We start from the raw sequence: 22,745 nt of genomic DNA, 5'->3' as shown, positions 1-22,745 counted from the left end.
TCCATGCTCTTTTGCTTCTGTCCCACTCTCCTTATTTTTCTATTGATTAAACAGTAAGGAGTTCTTTTTCCTTTTCTGCTGTCATGCTGTCAATCTTCTTAACAGCGTCATCAGTTGCTTTTTGGATATCTTTTTCCAAAGCTTTCAATTGATCTTCTGTGATTTCTTTGTCTTTTTCTTGCTTCTTAGCTTCATCCATTGCATCACGGCGGATGTTACGGATAGCGATTTTAGCATTTTCACCGACTTTTTTCACTTCTTTAGCTAACTCTTTACGTGTTTCTTCTGTAAGTGCTGGGATAACCAAGCGCACAACAGAACCATCGTTAGCTGGGTTAATACCAAGATCAGATTCGTTGATTGCACGTTCGATATCAGCAATTGAACCTTTATCAAATGGTGAAATCAAAAGAACACGTGCTTCAGGAACAGTGATTGAAGCCAATTGGTTAAGTGGTGTTGGAGCACCATAGTATTCTACAGTGATACGGTCAAGAAGTGATGCATTGGCACGGCCTGCACGGATAGATCCAAATTCACGGGCCAATGACTCGTGTGAGTGGGTGAAACGTTCTTTTGCTTTTTCAATAATTGCGTTTGTCATAAATTCTCTCTTTCTTATTTGTGTGATTCTGCTTTGTTAGATACAGTTGTTCCAATTTGTTCACCAAAGATAACACGTTTGATGTTTCCTGGTTCATTCATATTGAAGACAACAAGGTCAATGTCATTATCCATTGAAAGGGTAGAAGCTGTGGCATCCATAATTTTCAAGCCACGTTTAATAACTTCCACGTGTGTCAATTCGTCAAACTTAACGGCATCAGCGTTTTTACGAGGGTCGTCATTGTAGACACCATCAACACCGTTTTTAGCCATAAGAATAGCATCAGCTTCGATTTCAGCTGCACGGAGAGCCGCTGTTGTATCTGTTGAGAAGTATGGTGAACCAATACCTGCTGCAAAGATAACAATACGACCTTTTTCAAGGTGACGAAGGGCACGACCACGAATATAAGGCTCTGCCACAGATTTCATATCAATCGCTGTTTGAACACGTGTATCAACACCGAGTTGTTTCAAACTATCTGCCATAACAAGGGCATTCATAGTTGTTCCAAGCATTCCAGTGTAGTCTGCTTGAACACGATCCATTCCTGCTTCAGCTGCAGGTTCACCACGCCAAAGGTTACCACCACCGATAACTAGAGCAATTTGAATACCTGAATCCGCTACCTCAGCAATTTCCTTAGCCATAGCCTGGACAGTTGGAAGATCAATCCCAACACCTCGTTCACCAGCTAGAGCTTCACCTGAAAGCTTAATGAGGACACGTTTGTATTTTGGTTCTGCCATGATTTCTCCCTATTAACTATTTTGTTTTATGATTTGATTCTTAGCTGAGATTTATCTTTCCTAAGTCGTCAATTACCAGCCCTTTAAGGTGGTTAAAGGGCTCATTCGAGCATCTCCTTTTTATGATTAGGATAAGAAAATGGTTTCTTTTTTGCAAAGAAAACACTAAATCTTCATCCTTACTATTTTATCATAAATTAGGGTTTTCACCTAGTCAAATATTTAAAAAATATCCTTACAAGATAACCGTAAAGGTGATGGTGTCATTTTTATAAGAGGCAAAGATACGCCCCTTAAATAATTTGACCATGCTTTGAGCCATGGAGAGGCCAATACCAAACCCCTTGTGTTCTCTGTTATTATGGGATTCTTCGATACGATAAAAACGCTCAAAAAACTTACTATAGTCAACATCCTTACCATCTTTATAGGTGTTTGACACTTCTAGACGAGCCCGTTTTCGTGTCCTTCCAATCTGACGGAGCCTTACGGTTACAGTCCCTTCTGGATCACAATACTTGTTAGCATTATCCACAAGGAGGGTTACAAGTTCAAAGAGAGACTTCTCCTCTGCTTTCACATGAATATCCGGTGTGATGTCCATAACGAAAGATTTACCATCTCGAACGACAGGCCCCTTAAAGTCCTCTGCTGCATCCTCAGTAATATAGGAAAAATCTACATCTTGAAGAACGATATCCGGCTGCTCCTCCAGACGAGATAGGGCTACCAGAGAATTGATTAAAGTGGTCAAACGTGCCACCTGGTCATTCGTCGACTTGGTCCACTCATTCTCTCCAGTCATGAGTTCTTGTAGCTCCGTATTAGCAGAAATAATGGCCAATGGTGTCTTTAATTCATGACCAGCATTGGTAATAAAACGTCGCTGCTTTTCGTAGTTTCGAATGAAGGGACGAATGACAATTCCTGATAGGGCACTGACAATGATGACAAAAAAGATAAAGCCAAACATTGATAAAAGGATAGAAAGACTTAACAAGGCTTGGGAAGAATTATAATAAGAGGTTGTGTCCAGAAAGACCACAAGGATCTTATTTTTGCTGACTTTACTAACCTGATAACTGAGATTAATATTTTTTTCTCTAATGGTTCCAAGAGTACTCGTCATTCGGCTAGCTGCACGGGCATAAGTAGCGGCCTCTTCATCATTTATCAAGGAAGTATGACTGGTATCCTGACTGACCACTTCATCACCAGACAAGGTCGCGCTGAAAAAACGAAAACTATCTGATGGAATTTCACGCCCTTGATTGATCTCAATTTTTTTCGTTTTTCCAAAACTACCATTATTTTCTGTGAGTGTATTGAGAACCTTACTAATTTCCTGCTCCGTCTGAAAGGACCTCACAGTATTGATGATTCCCACCGTAAAGACCAAGATAAAGAGGATAGCCAAGGAAGCAATCGTAATAAATTGAAGTCGTAAACGTCTAAACATGAGCTACTCCTCTCTAATTGGCGAGAAGGCAAAAGTCGCCACCTTTTTCACCAAGAATGCTGATGTCAGCCTGGATGGCTTGCAATTTCTGACGCAGATAGGAAATATAGACCCAGACAATCGACTCGTCCACATCTCCCTCATCCTCCCAGATGGTCTTAAAAAGGTGCTCAGTCGTTAATTTCTTAGCAGGATTAAGCATGAAGTGGGCCATTAACTTTGTCTCTCTGCTTGAAAGTCGAATAGCGTTCCCAGCTACCAACTCCTGCTCTTCTTGGTCCAAACGAACAGAACCAAGAGTCAAAATTTTGGCAGTGAAGCTCTCACTCACACGACGTTCTAATGAGCGCAGACGAGCCAAAAGTTCCTTAAGGGAGATTGGCTTGGTCAAGTAATCGTCTGCCCCAGCATCAAGCCCGGTCACGCGATCATCAATTTCAGCCATAGCTGTCAACATAATGACATGTGTCCTGTCCCCAGAAGAGCGAATCTCTTTCAGGGCCTCGATACCTGTTTTAATGGGCATCATAATATCCATGATCATCACTTGATAGGCATTTTGTGCAGCTAAATCAACAGCCTCTTGCCCATTGAATGCTTGATCCACCTCATAACCCTGATGCTCTAGGGCTGCCTTGTAAACTCGAGAAAGAGCCTCTTCATCCTCAGCTAGTAGAATTTTCAAAGCCATTCTAGTCCCCTCCTTCTTGAATTAAGTTACGGATGGTCTGCATGGTCAAATCGCATGAAGCTAATTCATCCGCACAGCGCTTAAGCTCACGGGTAATCATTTCTGGATTTTTGATGTCGTGCTTGTACTTCATCTGATGCTCCAAACTGGCCCAAGAATCCTGAGCGATGGTTCGAAGCTGAACCTCAACAAAATAGGTTCCTTTCTCATTTCCTAAGACATCTGGAAACTCGGTTTCGATTTCCAAAATGAGGTGGTAAGAACGATAGCCATTGGGCTTAGCATTTAAAATGTAATCTTTCTCGTTATAGATAGAAACGCCAGGGATAGTCTTGATGACATCGATAGTTTTATAAATATCATCAACAAAGCCACAAACGATTCGAATTCCAATACTGTCACGAATTTCTTTGAGAGCAGATTGGCTGGTTTCAGGCAAATTTTTCCTAAGACACTTTTCACGCATAGAATCGCTTTCTTTGATTCGTGAAATAAAATGTTCATAGAGTTTAAAGCCTGTTTCTTTTTTGCTAGTAATATTAGCCGCAATAATCGGGTCTGTTATTTCTTGTAAAATCTTGGGGAGATACTGAGCATATTCCCCATAAATACTTGGAGTTGACATATAAACCTCCTCTAATAGCGTTTCCTAATTATAGCATAGTTAGACTTAAAAATAAGGAATGAGCCAGACAAGAAGGACTCTAAAGCTAAGAAAAAAATCCAGCCGAAGCCAGATTCATTTTGCTTATCTAAGTTAAATAGCACAAGGCTATGCATCAAGTGATTTGACAAAAGGCCAGTTGCCTAGTTTGTGTGTTTCGTAGGTCAAAACCTTATAACCACATTGTTTGTAGCCATTTTTTTCGTAGAAAGGTACATTGTAATCACGATTGGTAATCAAGCCAAGGCTGTGACCTCCTGTACTACGTACAAAGGGTTCAACCCCTTCAAGCAAAAAGAGACTTCCTATCCCTTTTCTTTGATAATCTGGAGTCACCGCCAACATCATCAGGTACCAGTCGTATTCTGCAGAATCTTCCAGATGTCTTTCGGACTCTTCAACAAAGTTAAAATACTTGAACAACTTAGTGATGCTTATAAAACTGAAAAGCTTGGTCGCCCCATTTTGAAGATAATTAAGCATAGAAATCGTCTGATGCTGTAAAATAGCTGCCGCAACAATGCGACCGTCCTTTTCAGCCACCAAACATGAGTCCTGTTTAATCGCCAAACGCACCAACACTTCCTGCAAGGCTAAGACAAATTCCTTATACTGTTCAGGATTCTTTAAATTACTGGCAATCATTGAAAGATAGGGGTAATCTTCAAAGGCATCTGCACATACTTGTGCAACTTCCTGAACTTCGTCTAGTCTTGCTTTGCGATATTGCATCATAATCTCCTAATCTGTCTGTTTTTTTCAGTATAACACAAAACGCATGACTGACAGTCATACGTGCTATAGATTTTTGTAAAATCTTATAATTTTATAAGAAAAGTTTAGGCAACTTCTTCTGTAAATTGACTATTATAAAGATCAGCATAGAAACCATCTGCTGCCATGAGCTCATCATGATTGCCCTGTTCAATAATGTTACCATCTTTCATCACAAGAATAAGGTCAGCATTTCGAATGGTTGATAAGCGGTGGGCAATGACAAAGGAAGTCCGACCTTCCATAAGCTTGTCCATGGCTTTTTGAATCAATTCTTCTGTTCGGGTGTCAACTGATGATGTCGCTTCATCCAAGATAAGAAGAGGGGCGTCCTTAAGAAGCGCACGCGCAATGGTCAAGAGCTGTTTCTGACCAACTGATAAGGTCACAGAATCATCCAAATAAGTATCATACCCCTTTGGAAGTGTGGTGATGAAGTGGTGAACACCGACAGCCTTAGCTGCAGCAATAACTTGCTCATCAGAAATATTCTCTTGGTTGTAAATCAAATTATCACGAATAGTACCTTCAAAGAGCCAAGTGTCTTGAAGCACCATAGAGAATTGATCATGAACGGTTTCACGTTTCATGTCATTAGTATCCACACCGTCAATGGTAATACGACCTTGGTCGATGTTATAGAACTTCATAAGCAGGTTAACAATAGTCGTCTTACCAGCACCTGTTGGACCAACGATCGCAATCTTTTGACCTGGCTTAGCAAGGGCTGAAAAGTCATGAATAATAGTCTTTTCAGGAGTATAACCAAAGGAAACATGATCAAAGACTACTTGACCTTTAGTATCTGTCAACTCAGCTGTCTTAGCTGACTCGTCGTCCATATCTTTTTCTTCCAAAAATTCAAAGATACGACCAATGGCTGCAGTAGCTGATTGGAGTTGTGTAATCCCTTGTGCAATTTGAGAAAGAGGTTGGGAGAAGATACGAACATAGGTCATGAAGGCTACCACATCACCAATCGTCAAGATACCATCAATAACTTTGATGGCACCCACAAGACAGACCATAACATAACCAAAGTTCCCAATGAAAATCATAAGTGGCATCATAATACCTGAGATAAACTGTGATTGCCACATCGATTTATAGAGTTTATCATTAAGTCCCTTGAAAGCTTGACTGCTTTCTTGAGCAGCATTGTAACTCGTTACGACTGCTTGACCCGTGTAGATTTCTTCAATATAACCATTAATATTAGCCAAATTTTCTTGTTGGCGTTTGAAAAGGGGTTGCGAGAAGCCCATGATGAAGGCTACCAGAACAAAACCTATCAAGACAGAACCAATCGCAGTGAAAGCCATAGTGACATTTGAGTAGAACATCATAATAATGGCTGCCACCAAGAGAACACTTGAAGTAATCAAGGTACCTAAACCTTGACTAAGCGATTGTCCCAAAAGGTCAACGTCATTGGTCACACGAGAGAGGGTATCCCCTTGAGAGTGACTATCAAAATAATTAAGAGGAACACTATTGATTTTCTTTTGGATAGCTGTACGGAAACGTTGTGAAAAGCGTTGTGTAACTGTCGCAACCGTAAAGCTTTGTAAGTAACCAACAATCGCTGAAATGGCATAGAGAACAGCCAAGGTCATAGCAATACTTGCTACCTTGTCCAAATCAATACCTGGAATTGTCCCCATTTTAGTAGGTGTAATCCCTTCAGTAATAGTATTGGTAATTTCTTTAAGCTTATCTGGTCCAATAACTGTAATGACCGCTGAAATAATTGCTCCAAAAATCGCAAGGACAAACGGAATTTGGAAACCTTTAATATAGGGTTTTAAGCGTTTATAGGATGATGTTTTTGGCTTATTTTCCATTTTCTAACTCCTCCTTAGACAATTGTGAATAGGCAATTTCTTGGTAAACCTCATTATTTGCCAAGAGTTCCTTGTGAGTCCCTTGACCAACGACCTTACCTTGGTCAAGTACCAAGATTTGGTCCGCATCCATAATAGTAGAGATACGTTGGGCAACAATCAACTTGGTCATATCTTGTGTTTTTTCAGCCAATTCTTGACGTAACTTACGATCGGTCTTATAGTCCAAGGCTGAGAAGGAATCATCGAAAATCAAGATTTCAGGCTTACGTGCCAAGGCACGCGCAATAGCCAAACGTTGCTTCTGTCCACCTGAGAAGTTAGACCCAGCTTGGGCAACTTCTGCTTTAAGTTGACCTTCTTTATTTTCAACAAAGTCTTTTCCTTGAGCCAATTCAAGGGCTTCCCAAATCTTAGCATCATCAAGGGGACTGTTATTGCTCGTTCCCATCGTCATATTTGACGTGATATCACCTGAGAAAAGCACAGCCTTCTGTGGAATATAACCGACTATATTGTGCAAGGTTTCATGGTCGTAATGTCGCACATCTACTCCGTCAACCTTGATTGTTCCTTGCGTGGCATCATAAAAACGTGGGATAAGGTTGACAAGCGTTGATTTACCAGATCCAGTCGAACCAATAAAGGCAACCGTGTCACCTTTTTTAGCTTTGAAGCTAACATGCTCCAAAACAGGCTCTGAAGTTTCAGAATAACGGAAGGAAACATCATCAAATTCGACAGTACCCACTTCTTTAGGTTTTTTAGAACTATTTTCAGGATAAGAGACTGAAGATTGGGTATCTAGAACTTCATTGATACGACCAGCTGCTACAACTGCACGTGGAAGAAGGAAGAAAACAACAATCATCATCATGAATCCCATAACAACCTGCATGGCATAAGATGAATAAACCACCATGTCTGAGAAAAGATGGATCTTATTTTCCATGGCACCAGCAATCTTAGTTGGATCTGTTGGAATCTTAACATCTTCAATCAAATGTGCACCAATCCAATAAATAGCCAGTGTCAAACCACTTGATACAGCAGTCATTACCGGTGTCAGTAAGGCCAAAGAACGACCGATAAAGAGATTGTTTTGGGTCAAATCAGTATTGGCCTTTTCAAATTTATCCTCTTGATAACTTTCGGCGTTATAGGCACGCACCACACGAATTCCAGTAAGAGATTCACGCGTTACGCTATTCAGTTTATCGGTCAGAGTTTGAATCAAGCGTTGCTTAGGCATAACCATAATCAAGAGGAAGAGCATGAGAATGGCAATCACTGCCACAGCGACAAGCAAGGCAAGGAGCCAGTTCCCATTTTTATCGGCAATCTTTGTAATCGCCCAAATGGCCATGATAGGCCCCTGTGTAATAACCTGTAACCCCATGGTAAGTACCAGCTGCAATTGGGTAATATCATTTGTCGTACGGGTCAAAAGACTAGGAATTGAGAATTTCTTAATCTCAGCATCCGAAAAATCTAGAACCTGATGGAAGATATCATCACGAAGACGGGTGGTAAAACTTGCCGCTGTTCTGGCAGCTAAGAAACCAACAACTACAGAAGCCATAAAGCCTGCAAATGACATTAAAAGCATTCGCATCCCTGGGGCATCTGTATTCCAGGCAAAAATATCCGACGCTTTAGTTCCCTTAGTTGATAAGAGTGTCGTAATATCAGACATATAGTCTGGAATTTTCAAGTTTAAATAGACGTTCAAGCAAACAAAAATCACCACTAAGACAATCATGATTAACTCTTTTGTCGTCAAACGTTTAAAAATTTTAAACATAAGTTACTCCTTATTTTTTTCTAAATTCATACGAATTTGGTGAAAGACACGAAAGGCTGTTTCAGCATCTTCTTTGGAAATACCTTCTAACAGCTGTTCATGGATGGCCTCTCGAAAATGTTTGACATCTCGAGCTTTCTTTTTACCTAAGTCTGTCAGATGAACATACTTGTAGCGTTTATCCTTGTCCGATGTCACCAACTCAACAAAACCATTTTTTTCCATTCGTTTGACCAAATTACTAGCCACTGATTTAGAAATACATAGTCTTTTTTCAATGTCTTTGATAAAGATTTCTTTATCTTGATTGTCAGACAAATACTTGACGGCAAATCCTTGTGGGCCAGCTAAATGCTCAACCCCATGGACCTTTCCTAACTCTTGCACGCGAGATTCCATAGTATTGATGAATTCTCTGAATTCACTAAAAGTATCTTTTCCATGCATCGCAAGTCCCTCCTTGAATAATTCTCATGGAAACTATTTTAGTTCTTATGAGAACTAATGTCAAGAAAAAAGTTCTTATGAGAACTAAAAAAGAGTGAGAAAAAAATTGCTTTCCACTCTCACTCCTGTAACTATGATTATTAAGGATTTGAACTCAAAAATCTAGCCCACTTGGGCTAGGCTATCTAAATAATAATCCCCTCCAAATGATCCAATTCATGTTGAATAATTTGAGCTGGCATGCCAGAAAAACTTAACTGTTTAGGCATCCATTGTTCATCTAAATAAGCAACCTCAATCGACTCATAACGTTTTGTTGGACGACTTCCCTCTAATGACAAACAAGACTCCTCTGTTTGAAAAGGTGAGGACTTGCTGACTAAAACAGGATTAAACATAACTAGATTAACAAAACCGATATTGACGATAATAACACGCTTTTTAACGCCAATCATATTGGCAGCCATACCCACACAGGCATCCTTATGAAACTCCAGTGTATCACGTAAATCTTTAGCCAAATAGAGGTCTTCTTTAGTCGCTTCTGTCGATTTTTGTCCAAGGAAAAAGACATCCTTTACGATAGTTTTTATCATCTATTTACTCCCTTTTCTTATCTAAACTATGAAATCATATCTCCTTCTTTTATCAGAGACGGAGGTTTTCAATTTCATATTAATCACCTTGACCTATTATATCAAAAGGCCTACCCTCTAGTAAAACAGACAAAAAAAGAAACCCGCAGGCTTCTTTTTAGTCATCTTTCTTCACTCTATACAAATAACCAATAAACGCCAAAAGACTAATAGTTGAAACACCCATTGCCAATTTGGCAACTGGGGTATAGCTATAGGTCAAAACGACACCATGCTTACCTGGTGGTAGGACTAGATTAGTTGGATTCTTTTCCTTAGCTAAGTAAGTAGTTACTCTTTTTCCATCAATCCTCGCTTCTTGTCCTTTATAGTAGAAAACTGGTAGTGACAAGACTTTAGCTTCTTTTGACTCGTTATCTACTGTAAGTGCTAGCTCCTTTGGAGAACGTCTGATGGTTGACTTAATTTCCTGATTATCCAAGAAAAGATGTTTGTCAAAGACAAAGCCAAAGGACACTTCTTTATTGGTGTAATCGCCATTTATATTTTTATAAGTTCCCTTAGCTAGCATCTCTCTCGTGACTTTTGTATTGCTTGGCAATATATTCTTGGCTTTAGTCATCTTATCTTGGACAGTAACAATCTGAAACATATTCAGGCAAAGACCAAACAAGACAAGTATCGTCGTTGCCTTCATAGACATATTTTCCAAGATATTAGCCAAGGCTAAACTGAAGAAAAGCAAGGCAAAACTCCATAATCTCCAAGGAAATTGAAGGTTGGATACTGGACTCTCCTGTAATAACTGCCAAGGAAAACTATTCAAAGTTAAAAAAGCCAAAACAAGAGAAATAAAAAGGTAAATTCTAGCTTCCTTATCCTTCACAAAACGCTTAGCAAAGATCAGGCTTAGCACTAGACCCAGGAGATAGAGAAGATTAACTGATGGAGTCCTTACATCACTTTTTAGAATCAACTCCCAGTTGTCTGCCAGACTTAAGGCAGTCTTGGATAGGAGCGGTTTAAAAGTCGTTCGTAGGGTGACATACTTGAATTGCTCTATCATAGGAACAAAGAAAGCTAGAGACATACTAAGAGTGACAAGAGTGGCCTTAAGAAATCCTAGAATACGTTCTTTTTTATTATCCCAAATCCCAAAACTAGCTACCACTGCTATGAAAATCATAAGAGAAGCCAAAAGGACAGATAAGACATGGGAATAGACTAAACCAAGCATGCCAAGAGTCAAAACCCACCATTTCTTATAATCTCCAAATGTTATCAAACGAACGCCAACGAAAACTAGAGGTAAAAAAATCATAGCCAGCATTTCGCCAACGGCTGCCCGATAATAAGAATTGTGCAAGAAATAACCCGAAAAGAGATAAAAGGTAACAAATATCATCACCTGTTTATCAGAATAGTTCAATAAACGTAATCCGTAAAAACTAAGCAAACAAGTTACAAAGCGAACAAGAAATTGAAAACTCATCCAGGCTACAAAGACTGACTGAGTCAGCTTATAGATTATAAAAATAGGATAATAGGTTAACCAGGGATAAAAGGTATTGATTAATTGTCCAGTCCCTCCGTTAGTTGTAAAATTGATAGGACTCTTCCAGACAGTATCCAAGGATAACAGTCGGTTAATGTGAAAGACAATATCATCACCATAAAGCTTGTCCCTAAAAAAGAACATAGGCAGTATCGACACTATGCTGATCAAGAAACTTATTAGAATGACTGTCTGATTAGTATACTTCTTTTCTTTTGCCCCACAGGGATCCTTTCCAAGACTCACGATTATTCCTCTCATATTCTAATTCATAAAAATCTACTCTAGAAAGAGATTTCTTACTAGCTCATTATACCAAAAAAGGACAAATCTCCTCTTCCTCCTAAATCTGTCTAAACAAAAAAAGAAACCCGCAGGCTTCTTTTCTTATTTTATCGAGAGGCTATTGGTAATAGTCTATTAATTAAACGATACCTTGTGCTGACATAGCATCTGCAACTTTAAGGAATCCAGCGATGTTGGCACCTACAACAAGGTTACCTTCATGACCAAATTCTTTAGCAGCTGCTGCAGCATTTTCGTAGATACCTTTCATGATATCGTAGAGTTTAGCATCAACTTCTTCGAATGTCCATTGTGTACGTCCGCTGTTTTGTGCCATTTCAAGAGCTGATACAGCAACACCACCAGCGTTAGCAGCTTTGGCAGGACCAAATGATACACCAGCTTTAAGGAAGACATCAATAGCTCCCAAAGTTGAAGGCATGTTAGCACCTTCTGAAACAGCCAATACACCATTTGCTACAAGTGTTTCTGCATCTGTTTCATCCAATTCATTTTGAGTTGCACATGGGAATGCCAAGTCAGCTTTAACTGACCAAACTGTCTTTTCACCACCAGCAGGTGTGAAGGTTGCGTTTGGACGTGCTTCTGCATATTTAACGATACGTTCACGTTTAACTTCTTTGATTTCTTTCAACAAGTCAACGTCGATTCCGTCTGGATCATAAACAAAACCAGATGAGTCAGAACATGTTACCGCTTTAGCACCGAGACTTTGCAATTTTTCGATAGCGTAGATGGCAACGTTACCAGCACCTGAAACAACTGCTGTTTTACCGTTAAAGTTTTCACCACGTGCATTAAGCATTTGTTCTGCAAAGTAAACAGCACCGTAACCAGTTGCTTCTGTACGAGCAAGTGATCCACCCCAGTTCAAACCTTTACCAGTAAGAACACCTGTGTACTCGTTACGAAGACGTTTGTATTGGCCGTAGAGGTAACCAATTTCACGTCCACCAACACCGATATCACCTGCAGGTACGTCTGTATCTGCACCAATGTGTTTGCTCAATTCAGTCATGAAGCTTTGGCAGAAACGCATGATTTCGTTATCTGATTTACCTTTAGGATCGAAGTTTGATCCACCTTTACCACCACCGATTGGTTGACCAGTCAATGAGTTTTTAAAGATTTGTTCGAAACCAAGGAATTTGATGATTGATTGGTTTACTGATGGGTGGAAACGAAGACCACCTTTGTAAGGACCAATAGCTGATGAGAATTGTACACGGAAACCACGGTTTACTTGTACTTGTCCTTTATCGTCAACCCATGGCACACGGAATGAAACGATACGTTCTGGTTCAACCAAACGTTCCAAAAGGTTTTCTTCAATATATTTAGGATATTTATCGAAGACAGGAACAAGTGAATCGAAAACTTCTTCAACTGCTTGAAGGAACTCAGCCTCATGGCCATTTTGAGCTTTCACTTTTTCAAAAACGCTAGCAACGTACTCTTTACCTGTTGTCATATCAATGTTTCCTTTCAAATAATTACCTTAGTAATTTAATTACATGAATAGTATAAATTTTCAGAATCTTCTTGTCAAGTATTTTCTGCTATTTTTTTGATTTTTATGTTAGGTTTTATGACATAGCAAGTGACCTCTCTTTTTTAAGTTAATCCTAAAATGTTATCAATTCAACAATGTAAGCGGATTCTATTTTTCTGGTTTTTCTCCAAAATTTTTTAAACTTTTTTTGAACTTTAAGGCTAAAATGTGTTGAAAATAATTTAGTAAATTTACTATTTTTACATTTACAAAGATTACCAACTATGCTATCATAAATTTAGTAATTTTACTAAATCTCAAAAAGGATCATTTTTTATGAAAAGAAAACATTTATCAGGAAAGCGCATCGGCATTGTTTTTGGAACTTTCGCTCCAATGCACGTTGGACACGTTGACCTCATTACCAAGGCAAAACGTGCTAATGACAATGTGCTCGTCATCGTAAGTGGCAGCAACACACAAGAAGATCGTGGGACACGCGCAGGCCTATCACTCAATCGACGTTTCCGTTATGTTCGAGAAGTCTTCTATGATGATGAATTAGTCGTTGTGGATAAACTAGACGAAGCTGGGATGCCAGCCTATCCAGAGGGCTGGGTGCCTTGGGTTAATCGTGTCAAAGAGCTTATCGCTAAGAATACGGATGATCCTGAAAAGATTACCTTCTATGTTGGAGAGCCAGAGTATGTAACTGAGCTCAATCGCTATTACCCTCAAGCTCAGGTAGAACTCATCGAACGGTCTATTATCAATATCTCTGCTACTGAGATTCGAGACAATCCGATGGAAAATTGGCGTTTTATCACCAAGCCTTTCCGTCGCCACTTTACGCGCAAGGTCCTTGTTGTGGGCTCTGCTAGCGGTGGAAAGACTACTCTTGTTAAGGATTTGGCCCGCACTTACAATGCTCCCTGCTCTCTGGAATATGCTAGGGAATATCAAGAAAAGTACAATGTACGAGATGATGAATTAGATACCAACGACTATATTCATCTCCTAACAGATCAATACGCCCAGACCTCTGATATCATTGACAAAGGGCAACACTCAGGACTTATCTTTGCCGATACCAATTCAACAGTCACTAAGGTCTATATAGACTACTATTTGAAAGAAAATATCTCCCAAGAAGAGTTCGACTTGTTGGATCGCCTCTATCAGGTAACTCAGGCCCGTGAAAAGTGGGATTTGATTTTTGTGATCCTGCCAAAATCAAACTATGTAGATGATGGTTTCCGTGACATGACTATGGCTGATAATCAAACACGTGACTGGTTTACCCGGCACCTCCTAGACCTCCTATCACCATTCAAGGATAAAATCGTTATTTTAGGGGAAAATAGTAATAGCGACAGCTTCTTTGCGGACAACTACCACAATGCCAAGAAGGCAATCAAGGAACGTTTACACATCGAGATTTAAAAGAGTAATCCAACATAATCATTACTTATAACTTACAATACAAACATGGAGGAAACCTATGACTAAAACCTTCGAAAACTCTGGTAGTGAAAAGGAATTTTTGGACATCTATCGGCGAGAAGAGATAGATAAGTACGTTAAGCCCTCAGTGACCGTTGACTCAGTCATCTTCCGCTATTATGAAGGAAGAGTCCAAACCTTACTTATCAAGCGAAAAAACCATCCCTTCATGGGGAAATATGCTCTCAGTGGTGGCTTCGTTCAGGAGCAAGAAGATCTCAATCTAGCTGTCTGTCGCGAAGTACAGGAGGAAACATCTGTTAAACTCGACCCTGATCATATTGAGCAACTCATTACAGTGGGAACACCTTATCGGGATCCTCGGATGTGGACTATCACAGTGGCTTATCTCTGCTTCATGACTTTTAATGATATTCAAGTAGAAAAGGCGGCCGACGATGCAGCATCTACGCATTGGTTAGACATCGCCATGGTAGACGGTCGACTGCAACTTGTTGATGGCAATAAGACACTGTCACATGATGACCTCGCCTTTGATCATTGGGAAATTCTCTTAACAGCTATGGAACGTATCAAGGGACGACTCGAATACTATCCAACTATCCTTTCCATTATGCCCGAGGAAAACACCTTGACCACCTACCGTCAACTTTTTGGTACCTTTAATGAAGACTACCTCAAGATGGATTCCACAAATTTCTTGCGCCGCTTTAAACACCTCTTCCAAAAAACAGGTCGTCAGGTAGCTACGAGAACCAGAAAGGCTGCCACCTACACTTATCACATCAAGCCACTCTAAAGTAGGTCTTTGTTTGACAATTTGATACTTACATAGTAGTATTAAGAAAAATTAATAAGAGGTATCCTATGAAAAGTTTTACATTGATTAGTGGCATTCTCATTACACTCTTGGGTGTCTTTTTCTTCGCTAATCCTACAAACCTTCTTGCCATCGTTGGTTGGCTGTTTGCCCTAGTGATGCTGGTATCTGGTGTTTCAAGTCTCATGGTTTATTTTAAACGAGATAACGAAAACCGCTCCTTCTTCCAACTACTTCAGAGTATCATTTCCATTGTTTTTGGAATTATTTTGCTATCAACATCAGCATGGGTGCTCTCAGGTGTAGCTGTAACCATTATCGCTTGGTGGCTCCTTGTCTCAGCCTTTACACAAGGCTTTCAAGCTTATCGCCAACGTCAATTCGGCTTCTCAGGACAACCTGCCCTGTCAATCACCTTGATTTGTCTGGTATTTGGGCTCTTGCTCTTTAGTGCTCCGTTTTTCTCAGCCTTTCTTATTGGGCGCTTGGTAGCTTCCTTAATTATCTTTACAGGTGTTTCAGTCCTTTCCTTTTCATTCCGCTTGTGGTAAGAAGAAACCAGACACTACATAAACATAAAAAAGCCTTGCAAATGCAGGGCTTTTGTCATACTTTGATTACTAAAGAGCTTATCCCTCTAGCTCACTCAAATACTCATAGCGTTCATACTTTTCAAGTAAGGTTTCGTTAGCAGCATCCAAATCACGTTGAAGGGTAGCTAACTGTCCATAATCGCTAGCATTTTCAAGCATAGCTGCTTCAATCTCTTCGATTTTGGCTTCAAGGTCAGCAATCTCGTCCTCGATGGTCGCCCACTCTTGTTTTTCAAAGTAGCTCATGCGTTTTTTGTCTTCTTTAACTTTCTCAACTTTAACGCTAGCTTGCTCTTTTTCCTTCTCGAGGAGGGCTGATTGCTCTTGTAAGAAGGCTTTTTCATCAAGGTAGTCTGTGTAGTTACCAAAGAACTCTCGAACACCACCCTCTTCAAAGGCTAGAATCTTGTTAGCTACCTTGTCCAAGAAATAGCGGTCGTGACTTACGGTAACGACAGGGCCGCCAAAACCATTAAGGAAGTTTTCCAAAACCGTCAAAGTTGCAATGTCCAAATCATTTGTCGGCTCATCCAAGAGCAGAACGTTGGGCTTTTCAATCAGAATCTTAAGTAGATAAAGACGTTTCTTTTCCCCACCAGAGAGCTTGGCAATCTGTGTCCCATGGGTAGAACGAGGGAAAAGGAATTGCTCCAAGAGCTCTGTGATACTGGTTGTCCCAACCGTTGTCTTAACTTCATCTGCAACTTCTTGCAAGTAGTTAATGACACGCTTGCTCTCATCCATATCTTTAATTTGCTGTGAGAAATAACCAATACGTACCGTCTCACCAATATCTAGGACACCAGCTGTAGGCACAAGGTCACCATTAATCAGATTGAGCAAGGTCGATTTCCCGACACCATTATCCCCAACAATACCGATACGATCACGATTTTGCATGATAAGATTGAAATCACTGAGAATTTGCTTGCCATCTTCATAAGCAAAATCGACATGCTCGAAGTTAACCACCTTCTTACCAATACGGCTGGTCTCAAAGTTAATTTCAAGATCGTCATTATTAACCGTTTGGTGAACCTCACCCTTAAGATCCTTAAAGCGATTGATACGAGCTTGTTGTTTGGTTGCACGTGCCTGCGGTTGCGTTCGCATCCATGCCAACTCCTGCTTATAGAGTTGCTTTTTCTTGTGAAGGGCTGCTGCATCTCGTTCATCTTGTTCGGCCTTTAGACGCACATAGTCTTGATAATTCCCCTGGTATTCAATCAGATTAGCCTGGTCTAGCTCAAAGATGCGTGTGGCTACATTGTCCAAGAAATAACGGTCGTGGGTAATAAAGAGTACCGTCTTTTTAGACGACTTGAGAAAATTCGTCAACCAAGCAATAGTATCAATATCCAAATGGTTGGTTGGCTCATCCAAGAGCAGGAGGTCTGCATCATTCAAGAGAACCTGAGCCAACTGCACACGACGACGAAGACCACCTGAGAGGTCCCCGACCTTTTGCGAGAGGTCTGACAATCCCAACTTAGACAAGACTGTCTTGACCTCGCTCTCAATGGACCAAGCATCTAGACTATCCATCTCAGCCATAACCTTCTCCAAGCGAGCCTGATTCTCCTCAGAATAATCTGCCATAAGGGTTTCATATTCACGAATCAAAGCCATCTCACGAAGGTCTGATGACAAGACCGTATCAAGCACTGTCTTGTTATCATCAAATTCTGGCTCTTGAGTCAAATAAGCAATCTTATAGCCATTAGACTTAGTGAAAGGTGACACATCACCATCAAAACCAATACACTCAGAGACAACATCTAGCAAGGTTGTCTTACCTGTCCCATTGACACCAATAATCCCAATACGATCCAAATCATGTATAATAAATGAAATCTCTTTAAAAATCGTCTTGTCTCCAACGGACTTGGTTAATTTTTCAACAATAAAATCTGACATCTTACTTCCTTTTTACAAATAACACCGCTACGGATCCTACGCATGCTCTGTAGCGGTGTGTCATTTTTATAACGTCCGTAGACTTATTTCATCGCTTGAACAAAGGCCATAATAGCTTCCTTGTCATTAGCTAGTTTCCCATCAACGATGGCATTTTCAATGGCTTTAAGTGTACGTCCAAGGTCCGGACCAGGTTTGAATCCTAGCTCCTTCATCAGTGTGCCACCATTCACAACGATTTCGTGCTTATCATGGATGAGCAACTGACCATCCAAATCGGCAATACGCTCATAATCGACGTCCAAGCCCTGAGCCTGTCTCAAAGTTTCAGCCGCCTCTAAGAGCTCCTTACCATACTGATAAACATCTTGTTTAGTCACGGCTCTCTCCAAACGGAAATTGAAAATCTCAATCAAGGACTGAACTGTCTTTTGGAAATTAACAGACGTCTTCCATTTTTTAAGGAAAGAGCGTGGATTATCATGCTTGAGAGCCAAAAGAGTTGCCGCCCAAGCCTGTTCAGAACTTGTAAATCTAAAGTCCTCCACATAGTCTGCCACAAAAGACTGCCATTCTTCAGCAGTTTCTTGAAAATCCGGAAGGTACTGATAAGCCTTAGTCGCTAGAAGTGCCTTGATTCCCTTTTTCCAATGTGGGGCCAAAAGCAACTTATCGAACTCGATGAAACTTCGCTCAATCGAAATCTTTTCCAGAAGTGGGGCATGGCTGGTCATAGCCTGAAAAGTCTTTTCTTCGATATCAAAGTCTAAACTCGCTGCAAAACGTAGTCCTCGCATGATACGAAGGGCATCCTCGTTAAAGCGTTCCTCAGCCTTACCAACAGCCCTCAAAACATGATTGTCCAAATCAGTAAGACCATCAAACTTGTCGATAATCTCAGCATTTTCATTAAGAGCAAAAGCATTGACTGTAAAATCACGACGCTTAAGGTCTTCTTCCAATGAACGCACAAAGGACACGCTAGACGGACGACGATAATCTACATAGACGTCCTCTGTTCGGAAGGTCGTCACCTCATACTCACCGCCATTTTCCAAGACCAAAATGGTCCCATGCTCAATACCGATATCCACCGTACGCTCGAAGATCTGCTTGGTCTCCTCAGGATATGAAGACGAAGCAATGTCTACATCATGAATGGGACGGTTAAGAAGGGCATCTCGTACCGAACCACCAACAAAGTAAGCCTCAAAACCCGCTGACTTAATCTTCTCTAATATTGGTAAAGCCTTCTGAAACTCAGAAGGCAAATAACTTAATCTCATAGTAAATGTTCCAAACCATAAACAAGCTGATCACGTTTAACCACTTCTTTAATACCGAGGTTAACCCCACCCATAAAGGAAATACGGTCATAAGAATCATGACGCAAGGTCAAACCTTCTCCTTGAGCACCAAAGATAACCTCTTGGTGAGCCACAAGTCCTGGCAAACGCACACTGTGAATACGGAAACCATCAAACTCAGCACCACGTGCTCCAGCAAGTGTTTCCACCTCATCCTCAGCACCTTGACGTTTTGTTTCGCGAACCTCACGGATAAGTTCAGCTGTTTTCACCGCTGTACCTGAAGGCGCATCTTTTTTCTTGTCATGGTGAAGCTCAATGATTTCAAGATCTGGGAAATATTTACTAGCTTCTACCGCAAACTTCATAAGAAGGATAGCACCAATAGCAAAGTTAGGTGCAATCAAACCACCAATAGACTTGTCTTTAGAAAGGTCTGTCAATTCCTGAATTTGTGCTTCAGTAAATCCTGTGGTACCCACAACTGGTGCAAAACCATTCTCCAAAGCAAAACGAGTATTTTCATAGGCAACAGCTGGCATAGTGAAATCCACCCAGACATCTGCGTCAAAGCCAACCAAATCCGCTTTATCTGTGAAGACAGGAACACCGTCCACTTCTTTTTCTGTCGCAAATGGGTCAAGCAAGGCAGCCAAAGTCAATTCGTCATCTCCCTTGACCATTTCAACCGCAGTTGAACCCATTCTTCCTTTAAATCCAGCAACAATAACTTTAATAGACATGTTATTTTCCCTCTCTATTGATCTTAATCATAGACAAGCCCATCCCAGATGGATAGTACTTATTTGGTAAATTTAGGTGTTAGACCTAGTACTAGCGCTCCTTCACCCAAGTGTGTCGCAATTACAGCACATAAGGATACCACTGTTGAAACGCTAATTCCCTCTGCTTCTAGCTGCCTTTTAAAATCTTCAGCTTTTTCAGGAGCATTCGTGTGAAGAATACTAAGTTCCATTTCACGATTTTCCTCAGCTAGAGCAACCAAACGTTTCACAGCTTTCTTCTCTGTACGCACCTTTTCAAAAACAACGATTTTTCCTTCGTCATTAAAATTCAAAATAGGTTTGATAGACAAAAGATTTCCTAAAATCGCCGAACCATTCGACAAACGGCCACCCTTAACCAGATGATTAAGATCATCCACAAGAATATAAGCCGTCGTTTGATCAACTTGTTCCTCAAGCTTCTTCAAAATGCTCTCAAAAGACATCCCTTGGGCTGACCAATGCAAAACGTTTCTCACCATGGCTCCCATAGGAGCTGCTGTGATTTTTGTATCAGGAAAAGTAATCTTCAACTTGGCATGGTCCTCAATCAAAATCTGACTATTGGCCCAAAAACCAGAGATTCCTGAAGAAAGGAAAAGCCCAATGACATGGGTATAACCTTTCTCCTCCAACTCCGTAAGCAAGTTATCCAAGTCAGCTAGATTAGGTTGCGACGTCTTGAGCAGTTCCTCAGAGTTTGCCATTTGCGCATAAAACTGATTGACATCCAAGTTTTTTCCTTCAACAAAAGGCTGCCCCTCAATGATGACCGGAATATCTAAAACATAAACATCAGCATGGCCCTGAATTTCAGCAGGGAGATTAACCGATGAATCCGTAATAACTGCAAGAGACATCTTAGAACTCCAAATTGATACCTGGACGATCCAAGGCAATTTCAGTTACTTCATAAGTCAAACGTTGAAGCGTATCCAAGAGCGGTGCAGCCAAGGCTTCTGCTTCTTCTTGTGAGAAGTCTTTTGGTTCATTGACGATACGGTTTTGAATGTGGTCCATTTGAGAAACAATCCCTGAGATAACAAACTCATCACGGACAATCATAAATTGCAAAACAGCTACAACAGACGTATTGTTAGCTTCTTCATCTTTATTGTGCAACTGGAAAGTTACTTCAACATTTGTTTTAGGAACACCATTCTCTTTTTCCCACTCATGGTTACGAACATCATAGTGGTAACGGTTAACAAATACTTTTTCGCGAATTAAATCCATTAGTCATATTCTCCTTGATACAATTACTCTTTATTATAGCATAAATATGCTTTATTATGGGAATATTATTGACAGAAAAATGAGTATTTAGACTGATTTTGACAGCGATAATAATCTCTAGAAAAGTAGGAACTTCGATTTAGGACTAAGACTACTAAAATAAGGCTCCTTCATCAGAAGAGAGCCCTTATATTGCCAGCTAACAGTCCCTTAAAGAACGTTTCTGCTGTCCCTTTTCATCAAAATTCTCAGGAGCTAGCCAATTCTCAAATCGCTTTTTAAGTTCTGGCCACTCACTATCAATAATCGAGAACCAGTCCGTATCACGGCTACGTCCCTTATAGATAGCATGGTTACGAAAACGCCCCTCATAGGTGAACCCTAAACGCATGGCTGCATTGGCAGAAGGACGGTTGAGACTATCACATTTCCACTCATAACGACGATAGTTAAGATCTTCAAAGACATATTTCATAAGCAGATATTGAGCTTCTGTGGCTGCTCGAGTCTTTTGTAAAGCAGGTGCCAAAATCACTCGCCCCATCTCAACACTTCGATTTTTCGGCGTAATAGCCATAAGTGAAAAGGTTCCTAGAACCTTACCTGAAGCCTTATCCCTGATAGCAAAGAAATAAGGATTCTGGGATTGCTCATAATCCTCCAAACACTGACGTACAGCTTCTTCAGATTCAAAAGGATCCGCATACATATAGGTCCAATCAGAAAGAATCTGATTAGTAAAGTAAAAGTCTAAAATGTCCTCATAATGCTCTGCCACCGTCAAATGTTCAACGCTACAATAACGACCTTCTAATAGGGCAACATCTGGCATCTTACCTGGACTAGCATCCGCTAGACTTGGCCCCACTTCTTGTTGGTAGTGATTTAAAGGCATAGGATTCTCCTTTTTTCATAAAGAAAAGCCTACACAAAAGTGCAGACTTTAGCTTAATTATTTAGCAACTGGGTATACAGATACTTGTTTTTTGTCGCGACCTTTACGTTCGAAACGTACAACACCTTCAACTTTAGCGAAGAGTGTATCGTCACCACCACGGCCTACGTTTACACCTGGGTAGATGTGTGTACCGCGTTGACGGTAAAGGATTGATCCACCTGATACAGTTTGTCCATCAGCTGCTTTAGCACCAAGACGTTTAGCTTGTGAATCACGACCATTGGAAGTAGAACCCCCACCTTTTTTGTGGGCGAAAAGTTGCAAGTTTTCAAGAGTTTTCAACATAAGATTGTGTCCTTTCTTAGTGATTAGTCGCTAACTTACGCGTTGATAGCGTTGATAACAACTTTTGTATAAGGTTGACGGTGACCTTGTTTACGGTGGCTACCTTTTTTAGGTTTGTATTTGAAAGTAACAACTTTCTTTTGTTTACCTTGTTTTTCGATAGTTCCGACAACAGTAGCTCCCTCAACAACTGGAGTACCTACTACAGTTTTATCACCACCGACAAGAACAACTTCGTTAAAAGTTACTTCTGATCCTGCTTCAGCGTTGATTTTTTCAACGTAGATTGCTTGACCTACTTCAACTTTAACTTGTTTTCCACCAGTTTTGATGATTGCGTATGTGCTCATGATGCACCTCCTATTAAGATTTTTAATGTGTCTGAGGTTTCC

Annotated in this window: 23 protein-coding genes and 1 other annotated feature (1 of these 24 running past the window's edge); of the genes, 3 read left to right on the top strand and 20 right to left on the bottom strand. The window is 40.4% G+C overall.

Going from position 1 to position 22,745, the window contains the following annotated elements:
• Positions 1-46 precede the first annotated feature (46 nt).
• From frr to gdhA, 12 genes are all read right to left on the bottom strand, one after another.
• A complete protein-coding gene (frr, locus tag V471_RS04960; RefSeq protein ID WP_002886708.1) occupies positions 47-604 on the bottom strand; it encodes a ribosome recycling factor in 558 nt (185 codons plus the stop codon).
• Between the two features lie 14 nt (positions 605-618).
• Positions 619-1,356 (bottom strand): UMP kinase, encoded by a 738-nt coding sequence (gene pyrH, locus V471_RS04955; RefSeq protein WP_002885551.1) that lies wholly within the window; start codon positions 1,354-1,356, stop codon positions 619-621.
• 235 nt (positions 1,357-1,591) lie between these two features.
• Positions 1,592-2,815, bottom strand: coding sequence for a sensor histidine kinase (locus V471_RS04950; protein ID WP_049529158.1), 1,224 nt, complete (start codon positions 2,813-2,815; stop codon positions 1,592-1,594).
• Positions 2,816-2,828: 13 nt separating this feature from the next.
• The gene (locus V471_RS04945) at positions 2,829-3,506 is read right to left on the bottom strand and encodes a response regulator transcription factor (protein WP_084871162.1); all 678 of its coding nucleotides are present in this window, start codon (positions 3,504-3,506) and stop codon (positions 2,829-2,831) included.
• Position 3,507: 1 nt separating this feature from the next.
• Positions 3,508-4,131, bottom strand: coding sequence for a GTP pyrophosphokinase (locus V471_RS04940; RefSeq protein ID WP_049529160.1), 624 nt, complete (start codon positions 4,129-4,131; stop codon positions 3,508-3,510).
• Between the two features lie 147 nt (positions 4,132-4,278).
• The gene (locus tag V471_RS04935) at positions 4,279-4,902 is read right to left on the bottom strand and encodes a GNAT family N-acetyltransferase (protein ID WP_002886697.1); all 624 of its coding nucleotides are present in this window, start codon (positions 4,900-4,902) and stop codon (positions 4,279-4,281) included.
• 107 nt (positions 4,903-5,009) lie between these two features.
• Positions 5,010-6,788, bottom strand: coding sequence for an ABC transporter ATP-binding protein (locus V471_RS04930; protein WP_049529161.1), 1,779 nt, complete (start codon positions 6,786-6,788; stop codon positions 5,010-5,012).
• Positions 6,778-8,592, bottom strand: coding sequence for an ABC transporter ATP-binding protein (locus V471_RS04925; protein WP_084871161.1), 1,815 nt, complete (start codon positions 8,590-8,592; stop codon positions 6,778-6,780). Before V471_RS04925 ends, V471_RS04930 begins: the two co-directional genes overlap by 11 nt.
• A gap of 3 nt (positions 8,593-8,595) precedes the next feature.
• Positions 8,596-9,039, bottom strand: a complete 444-nt coding sequence (locus tag V471_RS04920) for a MarR family winged helix-turn-helix transcriptional regulator (RefSeq protein ID WP_002885568.1) — start codon at positions 9,037-9,039, stop codon at positions 8,596-8,598.
• 185 nt (positions 9,040-9,224) lie between these two features.
• The gene (locus tag V471_RS04915) at positions 9,225-9,635 is read right to left on the bottom strand and encodes a peptide deformylase (RefSeq protein ID WP_014633541.1); all 411 of its coding nucleotides are present in this window, start codon (positions 9,633-9,635) and stop codon (positions 9,225-9,227) included.
• Between the two features lie 157 nt (positions 9,636-9,792).
• Positions 9,793-11,334: a YfhO family protein gene (locus V471_RS04910; protein WP_232326839.1), complete on the bottom strand. Its 1,542-nt coding sequence runs from the start codon at positions 11,332-11,334 to the stop codon at positions 9,793-9,795.
• Between the two features lie 280 nt (positions 11,335-11,614).
• Positions 11,615-12,967 carry an NADP-specific glutamate dehydrogenase gene (gene gdhA, locus V471_RS04905; protein ID WP_002885547.1) on the bottom strand — a complete coding sequence of 451 codons (1,353 nt, stop codon included), beginning with the start codon at positions 12,965-12,967 and terminating at the stop codon, positions 11,615-11,617.
• A 357-nt stretch (positions 12,968-13,324) separates the two neighbouring features.
• On the opposite strand from gdhA, the gene V471_RS04900 reads away from it, so the two are divergent.
• The 3 genes from V471_RS04900 to V471_RS04890 all read left to right on the top strand — a co-directional run bounded on the left by V471_RS04900 (position 13,325) and on the right by V471_RS04890 (position 15,823).
• Entirely contained in the window at positions 13,325-14,431 is a 1,107-nt protein-coding gene (locus V471_RS04900) for an AAA family ATPase (RefSeq protein WP_084871159.1), read from the top strand.
• 58 nt (positions 14,432-14,489) lie between these two features.
• Positions 14,490-15,251: an NUDIX domain-containing protein gene (locus tag V471_RS04895; protein WP_084871158.1), complete on the top strand. Its 762-nt coding sequence runs from the start codon at positions 14,490-14,492 to the stop codon at positions 15,249-15,251.
• A gap of 68 nt (positions 15,252-15,319) precedes the next feature.
• Entirely contained in the window at positions 15,320-15,823 is a 504-nt protein-coding gene (locus V471_RS04890; RefSeq protein ID WP_084871157.1) for an HdeD family acid-resistance protein, read from the top strand.
• Positions 15,824-15,901: 78 nt separating this feature from the next.
• On the opposite strand, the gene V471_RS04885 is transcribed toward V471_RS04890, so the two are convergent.
• The 8 genes from V471_RS04885 to rplU all read right to left on the bottom strand — a co-directional run bounded on the left by V471_RS04885 (position 15,902) and on the right by rplU (position 22,703).
• Positions 15,902-17,782 (bottom strand): ABC-F family ATP-binding cassette domain-containing protein, encoded by a 1,881-nt coding sequence (locus V471_RS04885; RefSeq protein ID WP_084871156.1) that lies wholly within the window; start codon positions 17,780-17,782, stop codon positions 15,902-15,904.
• An 83-nt stretch (positions 17,783-17,865) separates the two neighbouring features.
• Positions 17,866-19,068 (bottom strand): CCA tRNA nucleotidyltransferase, encoded by a 1,203-nt coding sequence (locus V471_RS04880; RefSeq protein WP_084871155.1) that lies wholly within the window; start codon positions 19,066-19,068, stop codon positions 17,866-17,868.
• Positions 19,065-19,832, bottom strand: a complete 768-nt coding sequence (dapB, locus tag V471_RS04875; RefSeq protein WP_014633549.1) for a 4-hydroxy-tetrahydrodipicolinate reductase — start codon at positions 19,830-19,832, stop codon at positions 19,065-19,067. The genes V471_RS04880 and dapB overlap by 4 nt, the downstream gene beginning before the upstream one ends.
• A gap of 59 nt (positions 19,833-19,891) precedes the next feature.
• Entirely contained in the window at positions 19,892-20,734 is an 843-nt protein-coding gene (locus V471_RS04870) for a DegV family protein (protein WP_014633550.1), read from the bottom strand.
• Between the two features lies 1 nt (position 20,735).
• Positions 20,736-21,110, bottom strand: a complete 375-nt coding sequence (locus V471_RS04865; RefSeq protein ID WP_002885550.1) for a DUF1149 family protein — start codon at positions 21,108-21,110, stop codon at positions 20,736-20,738.
• A 199-nt stretch (positions 21,111-21,309) separates the two neighbouring features.
• Complete coding sequence (locus V471_RS04860) at positions 21,310-22,005, bottom strand: GNAT family N-acetyltransferase (RefSeq protein WP_070576586.1); 696 nt, start codon at positions 22,003-22,005, stop codon at positions 21,310-21,312.
• 57 nt (positions 22,006-22,062) lie between these two features.
• Positions 22,063-22,353, bottom strand: coding sequence for a 50S ribosomal protein L27 (gene rpmA / locus V471_RS04855; protein ID WP_002885483.1), 291 nt, complete (start codon positions 22,351-22,353; stop codon positions 22,063-22,065).
• Positions 22,354-22,388: 35 nt separating this feature from the next.
• Entirely contained in the window at positions 22,389-22,703 is a 315-nt protein-coding gene (gene rplU / locus V471_RS04850) for a 50S ribosomal protein L21 (protein WP_002885597.1), read from the bottom strand.
• A 40-nt stretch (positions 22,704-22,743) separates the two neighbouring features.
• Positions 22,744-22,745 (bottom strand) — a sequence feature (ribosomal protein L21 leader region) (it continues 73 nt past the right edge of the window).

Source organism: Streptococcus salivarius (genome assembly GCF_002094975.1).
Lineage (GTDB): Bacteria > Bacillota > Bacilli > Lactobacillales > Streptococcaceae > Streptococcus > Streptococcus salivarius_D.
Note: the sequence above shows the minus strand (reverse complement) of the source record. Positions and strands in the feature narration are given on the sequence as shown.